Source organism: Microcystis sp. LEGE 08355, from assembly GCF_015207185.1.
GTDB classification, from domain to species: Bacteria; Cyanobacteriota; Cyanobacteriia; order Cyanobacteriales; family Microcystaceae; genus Microcystis; species Microcystis panniformis.
This window is the reverse complement of record NZ_JADEXI010000040.1, coordinates 1-15,835: the sequence shown is the minus strand read 5'-3', so window position 1 is coordinate 15,835 and position 15,835 is coordinate 1. Positions and strand designations below refer to the sequence as shown.

The following is a 15,835-nucleotide window of genomic DNA, read 5'->3' as shown; positions in this document are numbered from 1 at the left end:
CAACCAGACGAAACATCTGAGGAAAAGAAGATAGATTCTTTAACAGCCACTTCGGGAGAATCTACTTTACCTTTGAGAACAATTACTGAAAGAATAAATAATCCCACTTCTAACTCAGAATCAGCAGCTACTTTAGACCAATCAGAGGCAATAGTTGCGTCAACAGAAGGAGAAACAAAAGTTACCTCAGTGGAATTAGGACAACCTCAAGTAAGCAATTTAAGCACAGCAACCCCCTTGTTGCTGCGGCAAAGCTTACAATCGCTAGATAAAGAATCTAACCGACTAACAACAGGTTCAGGTACAATACACAGAGAGGCGATCGGAGGACAAAAACAGTCAGGAAATCAAGCAAATAGAGATATTGCCGCCGTTAACTCCGAATTAGCAACAACTTTGATCGCCGTCGTCCCAGAAATTCCCTCTAGAGAGGTTCCAGGAAACCTCTCAGTCCCGACCAATCTGGTTTGGCGTAAAACTACCAGTGAACCAGCGAGGACAGTTTTCTCCGCCGCCAACAACGGCTATACTGACTCCTCTTTGCCGTCAGTCAGTATTCCAGTCAATCCTAATCGTCCCAATAGCCTGCGCCAGATGTCAAATACGGCTTCCGAGATGGAAGCTATGCCATCAAATCCTGCTATACCAGCGATCGCTCAGACAGCAAACCAGACTCCGGTAGTCAATGTGGCAGACATTGCCGAACAAGTCAGCCGTCTGCTGTTTCGCCAGTTAACCGTTGAACGTGAACGTCGAGGGATAAGCCAATGGTACTAGAAACGCCTACCAAATTAACGATTAAACCCCTATCGTCTAAGCTGCCAGAAATTACGGTGCAATTCAATCCGACTGCTTATTCAATTACCAAACCAGTCACCTGGAGTCAATCATCCCAGAGAAACTTGAATGCACCAGTTTTGCAGTTTGGGGGAGGAGGAAGTCGTACCCTTGTTTTAGAACTGTTTTTTGACGTGACCGAACCCGTTGAGGGTAAGCCAGTAGATGACGTGCGCCAACTCACCAATAAAATTGTCAAGCTGACGCGCATTGAACGGGATACCAATCAACCGCCAATTTGCACAGTGTCTTGGGGAAACCCCCTTGATCCTCCTGAGTTTCCCTTTATTGGAGTGGTGACTAACTTGGTGCAAAACTTCACCCTCTTCAAAAGTGATGGCAAACCCCTACGCGCTAGGCTGACAGTGACTTTTACTGAATGGATTGATCGAGAAAAAGACCTCAAACAAACTGATCCCGAACAAACGACACGCCTAGTCAAGCGAGGAGACACTTTAAGCAGCCTAGCGGCGGAAGTATATGGAGATCCCAATCTCTGGCGCATTATCGCCCAAGCAAATAATCTAGACGATCCGCGCCATTTAAAAGTGAGCAATCCTCTAATTATTCCGAAACTACGTTGATGAATTATGAATTATGAATTGGGAATTGGGCAGGTGACAGAGTTATATGGCAGCGAACAGAAAACGGGGAAAAAACTCATCTAAAATCTAAAATCAGGAGAATTATCGATAATGCCGACAACGAGTACGCCAAATTTGCTGTTACCGAGTTTTGCTCTGAAAATTGGCGGTTCACCACTGCCAATTGAGACAGAAATTCAGGTTATTAGCATCACCGTTGAGGATGACCTGACTCTACCCAGTATGTTCACAGTGGAACTGACTGGACTTGAAACTCAGAATAGTCAGATTTCCTTACTCGATGACGCTCTTTTTGCTCTTGGTACCGAAGTAGAGGTTAAACTGGGTTATGGGGGCCAAGTGGCCACCTTAATTAAGGGAGAAATTACCGGATTAGAACCAGAATTTACGATTAATCGCCTGCCTAGCTTTATCGTGCGCGGTTACGATCGCCGCCACCGACTACAAAGAGGACGCAAGACTCGTACTTTCCTCCAGAAAAAAGACAGCGACATCGCCGCTCAAATTGCCAGTGAAGGAGGACTTACTGCCAAAGCCGAAGATAGCCAAGTCACCCATGACTATATTATGCAGGCTAACCAGACCGATCTGGAATTCTTGCAAGCACGAGCGCGGCAGCTCCAGTATGAGGTAGTAGTAGAGGACAAAACCCTCTTGTTCCGTCCGGTAGGGAATGCCAGTAGCGCCGTCTTAACCCTGACTCTGGAAGATAACCTGCTGGAATTTTATCCCCGCCTCTCCTCTCTCGGACAGGTGAACCAGGTGTCAGTGCGCGGCTGGAGTGCCAAGGACAAGCAAAAAGTTCTTGGACAGGCTAAGGCAGGGGATGAAGTCTCGACGATGGGGGGACAGTCGAGTGGTGCCAAGCTTAGTGAGAGTGCCTTCGGTGAGGGGATAGGAGGCATTAGCGATCGCCCCGTTGCCAGTCAAGCTGAGGCTGATCAATTTGCTAAAGCTCAATTTAATCGGGAGGTACTGGGATTGATTACTGGTCAAGGCATTTGTCGGGGTAATACCCAAGTACGGGCTGGTAAAGTCATTGAGATCGATGGTATTGGGGAGCGATTTAGTGGACTGTATTACGTCACCGCGGCCAGCCATCGCTACGGACCTCGCGGTTACTTCACCTATTTTACAATTCGGAGGAATGCAATATGAATCTCTTTGAGGTGACAGTAGATACGGAAACTAGGGAAGCGATCGCTGGTCGTATTTTCGGAGTGGTCGTAGGTGTAGTTACCAACAATAAAGACCCGGATAACTTAGGTCGAGTCAAGTTGAAATTTCCCTGGCTTAGCGATAAAGATGAAGATGAAAGCAACTGGGCGAGAATTGCTGCCCCAATGGCTGGCAAAGAAAGAGGTATCTACTTTCTCCCGGAAGTAGATGATGAAGTTCTGGTAGGTTTCGAGCAGGGAAACCCGCGTTTTCCTTACGTTTTGGGGGTTCTTTGGAATGGCAAAGATGCACCTCCAGCTAATAATAGCGACGGGAAAAATAACCTGCGGTTGATCAAATCTCGCAGCGGTCATGCCATTCGTCTCAATGATGAAGATGGCAAAGAAACTATTGAGATTATCGATAAAAGTGGCAATAACAGCCTAATTTTCGATACATCTAATAACACAATTACGATTACTGCTGACAAAGACATTACCCTTTCTGCTACTAAAGGTACGATCAAACTAGACGCACAAAAAATCGAAATTAAGTCTTCCGCCGACAGCAAAATAGAAGCTGGTGCAGGCATGGATATCAAAGCCAGCACCACCATGAATCTTAAAGGCGCAACTATCAACCTCAATTAGTTTTAAATCCAAAATCTAAAATCTAAAATCTAAAATCCATTATGGGACAACCCGCAGCTAAACAAGGCGACCAAATTATTGCCACCGACACCCACATTGTCATGGTGCCAGCACCGCCGGGACCACCAGTTCCGACTCCCCTTCCCCACCCCTTTATTGGCATCATCAACGGCAACCTCAGTGCAGATGTCAAGATTATGGGGATGGCAGCCGCCACCGTGGACAGCACGGCGGACAACATCCCGCCCCATATCCCTACCCCTCCTGGTACGGCCTTCCAGAACCCTCCCGCCAACAAAGCTACTATTAAAATCGGTAGCCCAACCGTCAAGATCAACGGCAAAATGGCAGCGCGTAACAGCGATACAGCCGAGACGTGCAATGATCCAGCCGATTTGCCCGTAGGACAGGTTATTGCTGTCGGTACTGTCTTAATTGGTTAAGGGGAGGATGGAGATGGAGAAATCTTTTTTAGGTGTTGGCGTAGGATTCCCCATTCAGGTCGATTCGGGGGCACTCAAATGGGCAAAGTACGAAGAAAGCGTCCGTCAGTCCATCTGGATCATTCTGGGAACGGCTAAGGGCGAGCGCGTGATGCGCCCTGATTTCGGCTGCGGGATTTACGACCTCGTTTTTGAAATGAATACGGCAGCCACCGCTGGCAAAATTTCCCAACAAGTGCGAGAAGCTTTGCTCTTGTTCGAGCCTCGCATTGATGTACTAGACGTTCAAGTGATTCCCCAATCCGACAGCGACGGAGAAAAACTGCTCATCAGTATTGAATATCAGGTGCGAGCAAGTAATAACGTTTTTAATCTCGTCTATCCGTTTTATTTAGAAAGGAGTGCCGGTTGATGAATTTTAGATTTTAGATTTTAGATTTTAGATTTTATATTGATCATCCTAAAATTCTCAAATTCTGAAAATCCTAAAATCCTGAGAATCCTGTTTGATTTTAGATTGATCATCGGCTAATCTTCTAATTCCCAATTCATAATTCATAATTCAATGGTTAAATCAGCCCCGAAAATTGACAAGCGCACAGCAACTGAGATTACCCAGCAGTTGCAGGAATTACTGCTTGAATATGCACCCACTTGGCAGGAATCTGAAATAGATCCAGTAACAGGCAAGAGACTGCCGAAAAAGGGGACTATCAGTGCCGTCTTGATTGGCACCTTTGCCCGCTTTGCCGAAATTATCATCGAGCGCTTGAACCAAGTCCCGGACAAGAATTTCTTGGCATTCCTGGACTTGTTAGGAGCCTCCCGCCTCCCACCTCAAGCCGCTCGCACTCCCCTGACCTTTTCTTTGGCGGCTGGCTCTACAGTGGATGTAGTGGTTCCAGTGGGAACTCAGGTAGCCGCTCCCCCAGCGGAAGGGGAAAAAGCCCCAGTCATCTTTGAAACAGAAGCGGAATTAGTAGTTACCGCCGCTCAACTCACCTCCGTATTTGTGCGGGAGCCGCAGCAGGATACCTGGAGCGATCGCACTGGGTGGCTGACGACCAAAACTGCAACTGCGGGTTTTGTCTTTCATGGCGATGCGGGAGTCGAACACAGCCTGTACTTAGCTTGCGATGACCTATTCACCCTACCAGTTGCTAAAACTGTCACCTTAACAATTCAATCTGAGGAGGCTCAGAGGTTAGCAGGACTCCCCTTGACTTGGTCTTATTGGGATGGTAAAGATTGGCGGCAAATCAGTCAATTGGTCAGTAATATCTCAGAAAATAACCAAAGTTGGCAAGTATCAATTCCTAACTTTCCCGTTCCCGTTAAACAAATCATCAATGGCGTAGAAGCGTCCTGGCTGAAAGTTGCGCTTAATCAGTCTTTAATCCCTGGTTCTCCTCCCTTACCGAAAATTCAAGGGATTACAGCGAGCGTGAGCGTTACTCAGTCTAATTTACTACCCGATCTCGGTTTTATTAATTCTTCACCCCTCGACCTAACTAAAGACTTCTCTCCCTTTGGCGAAACCCCCCGCCTCAGTGACACACTCTACCTAGCTAGTCAGGAAGTCTTTTCCAAAGCCGGAGCTAGGGTAACAGTCAACATCACCCTCAATGAAACTGTCCCCGTCAACAGCGAAAATGAAGTTGAATTAGCCTTCGATACTTGGGATGGTAAGGCTTGGCAGCCATTATTGGTAACTCCCAGTAGTCTAGCAACTGCCAAATTCAGCCAAAGCGGTTCAATCACTTTTACTTTGCCCAATCAGATAGGATTAGGTGAAGTTAATGGCAAGAATAATTATTGGATTCGCGTGCGGATTGTTCGGGGAAACTATGGCACGGGTACTTCCTCTCAACCCCCTACTTTTACTACCCTCAGACAAGAAATTAGGGAAAACACCGAGCAAATTATCGTCAACAGTAGCCGGGGGTTTATGCCAGGCGATCGCATCCAAATTGCCACGGGAACTAACACTCAGGAGGTCCGAACTATCGGGGTTGTTAATACCTCAAATAATAGCCTGACCTTGACAGAAGCCCTACAATCGCCTCATCCAGTGGGGACAGGAGTATGGTTAATTTCTAACACCCTTTCTCCCCCTTTGCTCAAATCCCTAACCCTAAGTTATACATATAATGCTACTCAGTCCCTTTCTGCTTGTCAAACCTACAATAACTTTACCTACATTCAACAGAAAGAACAACCATTTATTCCTTTTGAAGCCCTCACAGAATCTCATCCTTCGTTATATCTAGGATTTACCCTCCCGCAAAATCGCTCCAAATTTCCCAATCGTCCTCTGAGTCTTTTTGTCTCCTTAGCAGACTTGAAATATGGGGAAAAATTTATCCCTCTTTCTCCTCCCTACAGTCGTCAAGTTGCGACAACCGGAATAGTCACCCATCCTATATGGGTAACAAATGATACGGAGCAATCAGTCACTTGGCGAGTGGAAATTTGGGGCAATAATTGGGAGACGACAATCTCAGAGGAAGGGACTTCAATTACTCTTGCTCCTGGGGAAATAAAATCCTTAAAAGTGCAGATTACTATTCCCGAAGATCTCAATCAGGAAAACCGAGATATTGCTTTCCTCCGCCTGAGCCGTCCTGATACTTTTGCTACTATTTATACTGCTACTTTAGAAACTTTTGTGGCAGACCAACTACCGCCAATGTCGCCAGTCCGGTTATCTTGGCAATATTGGAATGGACAAGCTTGGTCCAAACTTACGGTCGATGATGGCAGCGAAAATTTCACCCTTTCAGGATTAATTAAATTCTTGGTTCCGGCTGACTGTCAAACTAAAGCCGAGTTTGACTTATCGGAACGTTACTGGTTACGGGTACAGTGGGAAACAGGAGACTATCTCATTGAACCTAGAATCATCAACCTTGCCCTCAATACAACTTTTGCCAGCCAAACGCTCACGATTGTCAAGGAAATTTTAGGTTCTAGTAACGGGTCAGAAAATCAAATTTTCCAAACGACTCGCTTTCCCGTCCTGCAAAACCCACAATTAGAGGTCAGAGAACCAGAAAAACCTTCAAAACTAGAGCTAGAGAGACTAAAACTGCCAGGAAATAGCAACCCGATTACCCCAACTCCCAATTCTCGAGAAGTCTGGGTACAATGGCAGCAAGTTCCTGATTTTTATGGCTCAAGTTCCCGCGATCGCCACTACGTCCTCGACCAGCTTACGGGCAAAATTCGGTTTGGTAACGGACGCAACGGGCTGATTCCGCCTCTGGGAACTGGTAATCTAAGGATAGCGCGGTATCAGACAGGCGGTGGCAAAGCGGGGAATAAACCTGTTGATAGTATTGTGCAACTGAAGACCACAGTTCCCTACATCGAGAAAGTGACCAACTTACAAGCGGCGGTGGGTGGAGCAGAAGCAGAGACCCTGGAATCCCTGCGCGATCGCCTCCCTGAAACTATCCGTCACCGCGATCGCGCCGTCACCCTAGAAGATTACGAAGACTTAGCAAAACTGGCTTCCCCAGAGGTGGCAAGGGCGAAATGCCTACCTCTACATTGGCTAGGAGATCCACCTGAGCAAGCACCTAGACGGGGAACAACCAGCATCATCATCGTACCGCGCTCTGAGGCGCTCAAGCCTCTACCAAGTCTGGAACTGATTAGCCGAGTTGAAAAGTTTCTCAGAGCGCGTGCTTGTCCAACTGTCGAGATTCTGGTGGTTGGGCCTCCTTATATCCCAGTAAGCGTTAATGTCGAAATTGCTTTGAGTTCACTCGAAGGAGCCAGTGCTGTCGAACAAGCAGTTAAAGCAACCCTAGAGCAATTTTTACACCCCCTGACGGGCGGATTAGATGGCAATGGCTGGGATTTTGGACGCGAACCCTACAAATCCGATTTTTATGCCCTATTAGAAGCCGTCCCGGGGGTCAGTTATATTCGCCGCCTCCTGGTCGATGATGGCAGGGTTTCTCAGGAGGTTGAGGCGATAAGAAAGACCGGCCGTTTCTTAGTCTATTCTGGTACTCACACCATCAGCCTATTTTTTGAGGAATCTTGAGGAAGCTTGCAGTTTTTGAAGATTGAAAATTAATTAAATTGTGAATTATTTACCATGCCTTTAGAATTGCCTAACTTAGATGACCGCACTTATGAGGATCTTGTTGCCGAAGCCCTCAGACTGATTCCTAACTACGCCCCGGAATGGACAAATTATAATCCCTCCGATCCAGGCATTACCCTGATTGAAATGTTGGCCTACTTGACGGAAATGTTGCTGTATCGGCAAAATCGAATAACTGATGATAACTTGCGAACATTTTTGCGGTTGCTTAATGGACCTGATTGGGTTGCCGAGCAAAATCAGGATTTAGCACAAGAAATCCAGGATGCTGTTTTAAATTTGCGGGATGAATATCGAGCAATAACGGCTGAAGATTACGAAATTCTAAGTCAGGAAAAATTTAACATCTGGTTAGTGCAGATGCAGCAAGAAGAAAAGGCGGACAAATTACTTGAAAAATCTCTTAAAGACCGCTGCAAAGAATGGTGGGATACTACTAATTTAGAGGTAAAAGAAGAAAATTTACCCTCAAAAGTGAGCCAAAAAATTAAACGCGCTTACTGTGTTCCGCAACGCTATTTAGGAGCAGGGAGGGAAGAAGAAAAGAAGCAAAGTAAACCTAACTATGTTAGTGTTCTGATTCTACCTGATAAAGATAGTGACAGTGCCAATCAATTAGGACCCCAACCAACGACTCTACTACGAGATGCACTTCAGGGATATCTTCAGCAACGGTCTATCCTCACTACTCGCCTGTCGGTTGTCGGTCCGACCTATACTCCTATCAGTGTGGAAATTCTCGTTGCTCGTCGCTCTGATGTACTCACTGAGACAGTCAGCAACGGCATCGTCAAAGCTATGCAGCAATTCCTTGACCCGGAAAACTGGCCTTTTAGTCGAGATGTTCACGTCTCGGAGGTGTATGAATTACTAGAAAAAATTGACGGAATTGATTATTTAACAGACGTTCTACTTGTCAGCGAGTGCCAGCCAGAAGATCAACATTGCCTAGCAACAGAAACCCTCTGGAATGATCGGGGGGAACCGATTGGACTGGAACTGTATGACCATTATCTGCCGGCAAACCGCCTCAAACTAGACCAGATAGCGATCGCACCTAGTGCTAATTTTTTGGTAGTGCAGTTAACAATTAAAGTTAGGGCTGCTTCTGGAGCAAATCCTGACTTACTGAAGCGAGAAATTAAAAGCCAAACCCGAGCTTTTTTCCATCCTTTATATCCAACAATTTGCGCTCTAAATCCGACTGGTGCAACTAACATGAAAATTGAAGTTACCGCCACCCAAACAATCAAGCTGAGCAGCCTGAACTTAGTAGATTCTCAGTATCTTGAGACAAATTCTCTTGAATTAAATTTGGCAACAATTATTACTGGTATTGCTCAGGTTACTTCTATTCAATTATCCAGCGACCGCAACCAAGAACCAGGGGGATGGCTGTTAATCAAAGCAGGAGAAGTGATTGATTTGCGATCGCTGGTTGAGGTGAATTCAGCTATTACTGGTTGAGCAAGTAAGTGATCAAACAATTTTTTCTGGAGGGGATTTTATGACAATCAATGAAAGAACTGGACAGGCAAGTAGTTTACTAAATTACCTACCGGCTATTTTTCAAGAAGATAGTGAAGCTAACCAGCCGAATTTTCTCGGTCGCTTCCTACTGGCTTTTGAAAGAATTATCCTTGGTTTAGGAGAAGTATCCCTAGAAGTCCCCCAACCGGGTCTAGAAGAAATTCTGGGGGGAGGAAACATTACCGATTTAGACAAGCTACTCAATCCAGCTAGTAGCGGAACAACCCAGTTAGCGGGAGTGTATCGGTATTTTGAGGCTGGAGCCAACTTGAGTGCCTCTCAACGCGCTCCCAGCGACCCCAGGGACAAAGACTTCGACTTCTTACCTTGGCTGGCTAGTTGGGTAGCCTTGACTCTGCGGGATGATTGGGAGGAAAATAAGAAACGACTGTTAATTGCTAGGGCGACTCAATTGTATCGGCTGCGAGGCACTAAACGCGGTTTAGAAGAAGCTTTAATTATTTATACCCAAACGGGGGTACAGACGACATCTGATGTTGGTGTGCAGGTCAATGAACTGAACGCGCCATTTCAGGTAGGTGTCCATGCTACCATTGGGAAAGATACCATACTTGATGGTGGCGCTCCCTTCTTCTTTTGGGTGCAAATTGTTTTGCCAACGGCCAATCCTGAACGGCGCAAGCAACAGCAAGAGATTGTTACCGCTATTGTCGATTTACAAAAACCAGCTCACACTGACTATCGCCAACCGATTACAGTAGTAACGCCTGTATTTCGGATTGATGTTAATTCCACTGTAGGCATCGATACTCTTTTAGATCCGCTTTGAAGATAACCGACCTAACACTATCTGTACTGCAATCTAAACTTACCCAAGGAGACGAAAGATGGCTAACCCAATCAAACGCTTAAATTACTTTAACGGGCAATTCCTGCGAGCCCCCGATTTTACTGAGGAACAAACCTATCACCTAGAGATGAGACGGCGACACAATGAGAATCTCCACACTTGGGGCATCGCCGATGGCTTAAAATTACAATATACTATTGGTTCGTCCCAGATAGAAATTGCTGAAGGCATGGCGATTGACAGTGAGGGACGAGAGATTGTGCTAGTGGAGAAAGCTAATAAAGATTTATCTGGCTTTGTTAATAAAACGGTCTATGTTACTATCGCCCACGAGTATAAGCAAGTCGATAAGACGAATGAAACGGGAGTAGAAGGCTTTACCCGCGTACAAGAAATCCCCACCATTAATATAAGTGAAAATCCCCCTTCCGCTGATCAATTGAGTCTGCAATTAATCTTGGGGCGGGTGACAGTGAACTCTGAGGGCAAAATTACAGCCACCGATGAAGGAGAGGGAGTCAATCGGCGGCGTGCTGCTGGGGTTGTTGCTGGCGATTTAGAAGCCCGTAGTCTCACTTTAACTGATACTAATGTTGACCCCTCCCAATGGTCCCGGATGCGTTTAGGAGCCGCCGGACGAGCCGATTTACAAAGTAACCTGAGAGTTACTGGTAATCTGGAAGTGACTGGGACAGTGGATGGTCGGGATGTTTCTGCTGATGGGACTGAGTTGGATAGCCACACCAGTAACACCAATAACCCCCACCAAACAACCGCCGCCCTAATTGATAATCAGGGAGGAACGAACCGCCTTGTTACTCAGATTAATGCGAGTACAGGGGTGATTAATGAGGCGAGAATTGACCCAGCAATTGCCCGGGATAGCGAGGTAACTGCCCTCGTTAATAATCACGCCAATAACACGAATAATCCGCATGGCACGACTGCCGCACAAGTAGGAGCGTTAGTCAGCATCGACGGGGTGAACAATCCCGGCGGCAATGTGGATTTAGTCTCCTCAAACGCTATTACCCTCACCCCAGATAATACCAACAAACGCATCACCATTGGCGAAACTCATTCAGCCCGTACAGATAATCCCCACAATACAACAGCCGCCCAGGTAGGAGCTTTGCCCATCAGTGGGGGGACCCTTACGGGTAATGGCAGTCTCACCGCTAACACCTTAACTGTAGTCAATGGACTGACTATTAACAACAATATCGGCGCGAATGAGTCGTTAGAATGCCGGGGCAGAATGCGGCTGCGACAAATTAGTAACAGTTCTCCTACCGCAGGCATCTGGTGTTCCAGCGTCAACGCCTATTACGGTGAAGTTGATACTGCCTTCATCGGCTTATTCAATGAGAATTCGGTCGGTTTTTGGGGCAGCACTGGCCAGCCGGGATGGCGGCTTTTGGTTGACACCACTAGCGGCAATCTGACGGTTACAGGCAATGCCTTCAAACCAGGCGGAGGGGCTTGGGGCATTTCCTCTGATGAAAGGCTCAAAAAGAATATCAGTACCCTAGAGGGAGCCTTAGATAAACTCCTCCAACTGCGGGGCGTATCCTACGAGTGGAAGGAACCAGAAAAACAAGGAAACTTGACCGGACCGCAGATGGGGCTGATCGCTCAAGAAGTAGAAGCCGTGTTTCCCGAATGGATTGGGGTAGATGCCGACGGCTATCAGACCCTAAGCATCAGAGGGTTTGAAGCCTTGGTTGTCGAGGCTCTCAAGGAGTTAAAAGCAGAAAATGAAGCCCTGAAAAAACGGTGTGAAGAACTCGAACGACAACTAGCAGTCGGGACGCTCTAGAGTGACGGGGCTTGAAAGGAACAATCTCAGAGAATCTTATGGAACATCCACCGCCCATCGGCAGCCAAATCCTTACGATCTATGACTACACGGACGAGCAAGGCCGCTTGCTGTTTCAAGTCGTCCGCCTCCAGCCCAAAACCTTCCGACAGCGCCGCCCTGATGGTCGAGGGGGATGGCTGTGGAATCTGGAAGGGGTGTGGCCAGTTCTCTATCGCCTGCCAGATGTTCTCAATGCCGACACAGCGATCGTGTTTGAAGGAGAGAGAGATGCAGAGACGGCTGTGCAATTAGGGCTTCCTGCTGGTTGGGCTGCCACTTCCAGTCCTTTTGGCTCGGGTCAGTGGCGGACTCAATATTCAGAGGCTTTGGTCGGCAAGCGTGTGTTGATCTGTCCCGATACCGATCGCCCCGGACAACTTCACTTACAGCAAGTCGGACTCGCTTTGCGGGATAAGGCAACAGAAATTAAAGTAATTACCCTGCCTCCGGGAGTCAAAGACTTAACGGAATGGGTCGAGAAAGGCGGGCAAGCTGACCAGTTTGCTCTCTTAATCCAGCAAGCCAAGCAGTTTGACGAGTTACTGCCTGACCTCGCAATTGAAGAAAAGCGGCGCGTTACCTGGAAAAAAGTTGCTCAGGAAGAGCCCCCACCCAGTCACAGCCAAATTGTCACTACCTATGACTACACAGATGAGCAGGGCAACTTGCTGTTTCAAGTCGTTCGCCTCCATCCTAAAAGCTTTCGGGAACGCTGCCCAGATGGTCAAGGAGGATGGCGCTGGCATCTAGGGGGTATCAGGCTCGTCCTCTATCACCTAGCGGATGTGCTGGAGGCCGACACTGTCTTGGTTTTAGAAGGAGAAAAGGATGCAGACACCGCTAGGCAATTGGGGCTCCCTGTCGGTTGGGCGGCTACCTCTAACCCCCTTGGTCCTTACCAATGGCGAGAGGACTATTCCGAGGCACTGCGGGGCAAGCGCGTTTTTCTCTGTCTCGATACCGATCGCACCGGACAGCGCCAATTAAAAGAAGTCGGATTGGCTTTAATCGGCAAGGCAAGAGAGATTAAAGTTGTCAACCTTCCTTCGGACGTAAAAGACTTGACGGAATGGGTTGAACGGGGTGGAGATGCCAACCAGTTTGCCCTTCTTCTCGCACAAGCTATACCTTTTGAGTATCCGCGACTGGATACAGAACTTAAACAAAATATCCGTCCCCTAGAGAAAGCTTTAGAGAAACTGATGCAACTGCGAGGAGTAATTTATGAATGGAAAGAACCAGAAAAGCAAGGAAATTTGACCGGGACTCAAATTGGGTTCCTGGCGCAAGAGGTGGCAGCCGTATTTCCAGAATGGGTTGGTGACAGTTCTGATGGCTATAAAACTCTGACCATCATGGGTTTTGAAGCCCTGACTGTGGAAGCTTTCAAAGAACTAAAAGCTGAGCAAGAAGCCTTGCAAGCCCGTTGTCAAGCAATAGCCGTTAAAATGCCTGAGCTTGCACTGATTTCTGCTATATTAGTAGAGTAGAGCTAGGGCAGTTCTCAACAGTTAGCGATTTTGCCCAACTCCTAAGTACCTAAGCAAAATTAATTACACATATCTAACCACCTCTTGCCTCCTACCTCTTGCCTTTTGCCTATCTTCACTAGGAAATTAATTTTGCACGACTACTTATTAATAAAAAAAGGAGGTAATCATCATGTCTTTAAATGAAGTCGGTATCTACAGCAGTCTAAAACTGGGAAGAGACAACGTTCCTGAAAGCGATTGGCCATGCTTGCTCTATGGGGGACCTAAACAGTTCTGCATCAATGATTCTCTTACGGTTGCTGGCAACGTCGGCATCGGCACTACTACCCTAGAAAATCCAGAAGGTTGGAGCCGCATTCTCGATCTTTTAGGGGTTACTGATGCCAAATTATCGGTTAGAACCGCTAAGATTGATGGGCGAGTGTCTGTCCACGAGAAGGGCTGCTGGGGGTCGCCAGCAGTAGCCATGATTCTCGGTACGAAAACTAACCATGCCTTGAGTTTTGGGACGAACGCTACTACTAAAATGACGATTCTGGGTAATGGCAATGTCGGTATTGGAACAATCACCCCAGGGGCTAAGTTAGAGGTCAGTGGCAATTTGACTGTTACTGGCAATATCGGCATTGCCACCACCGCTGCTACTACTGAAAGATTAGAGGTCAATGGCAATGTCAAAGCTACCTCATTTCTCGGAGATGGCTCAAAATTAACGGGAGTTGTAAAAAACCTCGACCTAGCAGTTAAAAAAGCCGGGGATACGATGACAGGTTCTCTGACAATTCAAAATAATTTGACTGTTACTGGCAATATCAGCATTGCCACCACCGCCGCTCCTACCGAAAGATTAGAGGTCAATGGCAATGTCAAAGCTACCTCATTTCTCGGAGATGGCTCAAACTTAACGGGAGTTGTAAAAAACCTCGACCTAGCAGTTAAAAAAGCCGGGGATACGATGAGCGGAGCGCTGACAATTCAGGATAACCTGACGGTCAATGGAAATTTCCACATTAACCAAGGAACACAGTCTAGTTTTGGCAGCCATCTCTATCTCAGCAAAATCGATGGTTCTCCGGGTCGCGGTCAGTGGCATATTAATATTGCTCCCAATAATGCTCTCAATTTTGTCGAGACTGGTATTGCTGACTATCGGTTAACCATTACACCAGGGGGAAATATTGGTATTGGAACTTCTAGTCCCAAGTATAAGCTTGATGTTAGAGGCAATGATGGCTGGATTGGTAGCGGTGATTCTTCCCAGAGTCAAGGAGGTTGGAGACTAGGAAGATGGCCAGATGATGAATCAAATACGTGGGTATATCTATCGAGGGCTGATGGCACCAAATATCAAGATTTAGCTGTAGGAGCATTGTGGGCTGGTGGTAATTTACGATTTGGTAGTTCGGATGATCTTGCAGAAATGACCCCTGTAAAAACTGAGGATGATCTCGATCCTGGAGATGTTGTTGTAATTGAAAATCCTCCAGATAATCGCGTGCTTTTGGCAAAAAGCAATAAACCTGACGATTCTAAAGTTGCAGGAGTCATTTCCGATCCAAATACCGCCGGTTTAATCATAGGGGGAAGTCATCCAACAGATGTTAATCGCGATGACTTAAAACCCTTAGCACTAGCAGGGAGAGTTTTAACAAAAGTTACTACCGAAAATGGTTTTATAAATGCAGGAGATTTTTTAACTACTTCTTCTACACCTGGTTGTGCGATGAAAGCCAATATTCCCAGTTATACTTTGGGAAAAGCACTGCAATGTTTTAATGGCAACGGAAATGGTGAAAGTATGGGAAAAATTTGGGTTTTGGTAAATTTAGGATGGGTCGGTGGCGTAACCAAAGAATAAATAGCCCATTACTAAATGAATCTGTTGAGTGAGTCTAAACTATTAATTAAGAATTTACATCTTGACTACATGACTCCAACAAATCAACAGGCTCAAGGACTTTATCACCTATGTTATCGTTTAAGTAATGCCATTTATCCTCAATGGCAATATCGTGACGATGTACCAGAATTGTTGGCAACTTCTGACCGAAAAGGAGTGAGTATTATGGACATAGTTGGCGTATTAACTAAAGTCTTGCAAGAGCAACAAACTACCATATCTGTATTAACCGAAAAAATCAAAGCCTTAGAGTCGCAAAGCCAAAAAGCTTATTAAATTCAAGGAAGTAATTAAGGAGGACTGTTTCGGCTAATTAATAATTTACGGACTTTATCGCCTTGAAATTAAACCAACAGGAGGATATGAACCATGAACCCCATCAACTATGACACTCTCATACCATTTTGCATAAGTAATGTCGGTGATGGTT

Annotated in this window: 13 protein-coding genes; all 13 read left to right on the top strand. The window is 46.4% G+C overall.

What is annotated here, in order from left to right; all coding sequences use genetic code 11:
• Positions 1-777 (top strand): hypothetical protein (locus IQ242_RS03765; protein WP_193959079.1); only part of this gene is annotated, 777 nt, incomplete at its 5' end.
• The gene (locus IQ242_RS03760; RefSeq protein ID WP_193959078.1) at positions 768-1,421 is read left to right on the top strand and encodes a LysM peptidoglycan-binding domain-containing protein; all 654 of its coding nucleotides are present in this window, start codon (positions 768-770) and stop codon (positions 1,419-1,421) included. The genes IQ242_RS03765 and IQ242_RS03760, both read left to right, overlap by 10 nt.
• Positions 1,422-1,532: 111 nt before the next feature.
• On the top strand, positions 1,533-2,600 hold the full coding sequence (locus tag IQ242_RS03755) for a phage late control D family protein (RefSeq protein WP_193959077.1): 1,068 nt from the start codon (positions 1,533-1,535) through the stop codon (positions 2,598-2,600).
• The gene (locus IQ242_RS03750) at positions 2,597-3,250 is read left to right on the top strand and encodes a phage baseplate assembly protein V (protein WP_193959076.1); all 654 of its coding nucleotides are present in this window, start codon (positions 2,597-2,599) and stop codon (positions 3,248-3,250) included. The genes IQ242_RS03755 and IQ242_RS03750 overlap by 4 nt, the downstream gene beginning before the upstream one ends.
• Before the next feature lie 101 nt (positions 3,251-3,351).
• The gene (locus tag IQ242_RS03745; protein WP_228020802.1) at positions 3,352-3,693 is read left to right on the top strand and encodes a PAAR domain-containing protein; all 342 of its coding nucleotides are present in this window, start codon (positions 3,352-3,354) and stop codon (positions 3,691-3,693) included.
• Positions 3,686-4,105 carry a GPW/gp25 family protein gene (locus IQ242_RS03740; RefSeq protein ID WP_228020801.1) on the top strand — a complete coding sequence of 140 codons (420 nt, stop codon included), beginning with the start codon at positions 3,686-3,688 and terminating at the stop codon, positions 4,103-4,105. The genes IQ242_RS03745 and IQ242_RS03740 overlap by 8 nt, the downstream gene beginning before the upstream one ends.
• 153 nt (positions 4,106-4,258) lie before the next feature.
• Complete coding sequence (locus tag IQ242_RS03735; RefSeq protein WP_193959074.1) at positions 4,259-7,747, top strand: putative baseplate assembly protein; 3,489 nt, start codon at positions 4,259-4,261, stop codon at positions 7,745-7,747.
• Between the two features lie 54 nt (positions 7,748-7,801).
• On the top strand, positions 7,802-9,277 hold the full coding sequence (locus IQ242_RS03730) for a hypothetical protein (RefSeq protein ID WP_072925061.1): 1,476 nt from the start codon (positions 7,802-7,804) through the stop codon (positions 9,275-9,277).
• 40 nt (positions 9,278-9,317) lie between these two features.
• Positions 9,318-10,130 (top strand): phage tail protein, encoded by an 813-nt coding sequence (locus IQ242_RS03725; RefSeq protein ID WP_072925059.1) that lies wholly within the window; start codon positions 9,318-9,320, stop codon positions 10,128-10,130.
• A gap of 58 nt (positions 10,131-10,188) precedes the next feature.
• Entirely contained in the window at positions 10,189-11,970 is a 1,782-nt protein-coding gene (locus tag IQ242_RS03720) for a tail fiber domain-containing protein (RefSeq protein WP_193959073.1), read from the top strand.
• 38 nt (positions 11,971-12,008) lie between these two features.
• Positions 12,009-13,502: a tail fiber domain-containing protein gene (locus IQ242_RS03715; protein WP_193959072.1), complete on the top strand. Its 1,494-nt coding sequence runs from the start codon at positions 12,009-12,011 to the stop codon at positions 13,500-13,502.
• A 172-nt stretch (positions 13,503-13,674) separates the two neighbouring features.
• Positions 13,675-15,363, top strand: coding sequence for a hypothetical protein (locus IQ242_RS03710; protein WP_193959071.1), 1,689 nt, complete (start codon positions 13,675-13,677; stop codon positions 15,361-15,363).
• A gap of 69 nt (positions 15,364-15,432) precedes the next feature.
• Positions 15,433-15,681, top strand: coding sequence for a hypothetical protein (locus IQ242_RS03705; RefSeq protein WP_193959080.1), 249 nt, complete (start codon positions 15,433-15,435; stop codon positions 15,679-15,681).
• Positions 15,682-15,835: the final 154 nt, after the last annotated feature.

Excerpts from the sequence above, each read along its gene's own strand:
- IQ242_RS03760 (WP_193959078.1), top strand. The coding sequence starts at position 768 with ATGGTACTAGAAACGCCTACCAAATTAACGATTAAACCCCTATCGTCT.
- IQ242_RS03755 (WP_193959077.1), top strand. The coding sequence starts at position 1,533 with ATGCCGACAACGAGTACGCCAAATTTGCTGTTACCGAGTTTTGCTCTG.
- IQ242_RS03750 (WP_193959076.1), top strand. The coding sequence starts at position 2,597 with ATGAATCTCTTTGAGGTGACAGTAGATACGGAAACTAGGGAAGCGATC.
- IQ242_RS03745 (WP_228020802.1), top strand. The coding sequence starts at position 3,352 with ATGGTGCCAGCACCGCCGGGACCACCAGTTCCGACTCCCCTTCCCCAC.
- IQ242_RS03735 (WP_193959074.1), top strand. The coding sequence starts at position 4,259 with ATGGTTAAATCAGCCCCGAAAATTGACAAGCGCACAGCAACTGAGATT.
- IQ242_RS03730 (WP_072925061.1), top strand. The coding sequence starts at position 7,802 with ATGCCTTTAGAATTGCCTAACTTAGATGACCGCACTTATGAGGATCTT.
- IQ242_RS03725 (WP_072925059.1), top strand. The coding sequence starts at position 9,318 with ATGACAATCAATGAAAGAACTGGACAGGCAAGTAGTTTACTAAATTAC.
- IQ242_RS03720 (WP_193959073.1), top strand. The coding sequence starts at position 10,189 with ATGGCTAACCCAATCAAACGCTTAAATTACTTTAACGGGCAATTCCTG.
- IQ242_RS03715 (WP_193959072.1), top strand. The coding sequence starts at position 12,009 with ATGGAACATCCACCGCCCATCGGCAGCCAAATCCTTACGATCTATGAC.
- IQ242_RS03710 (WP_193959071.1), top strand. The coding sequence starts at position 13,675 with ATGTCTTTAAATGAAGTCGGTATCTACAGCAGTCTAAAACTGGGAAGA.
- IQ242_RS03705 (WP_193959080.1), top strand. The coding sequence starts at position 15,433 with ATGACTCCAACAAATCAACAGGCTCAAGGACTTTATCACCTATGTTAT.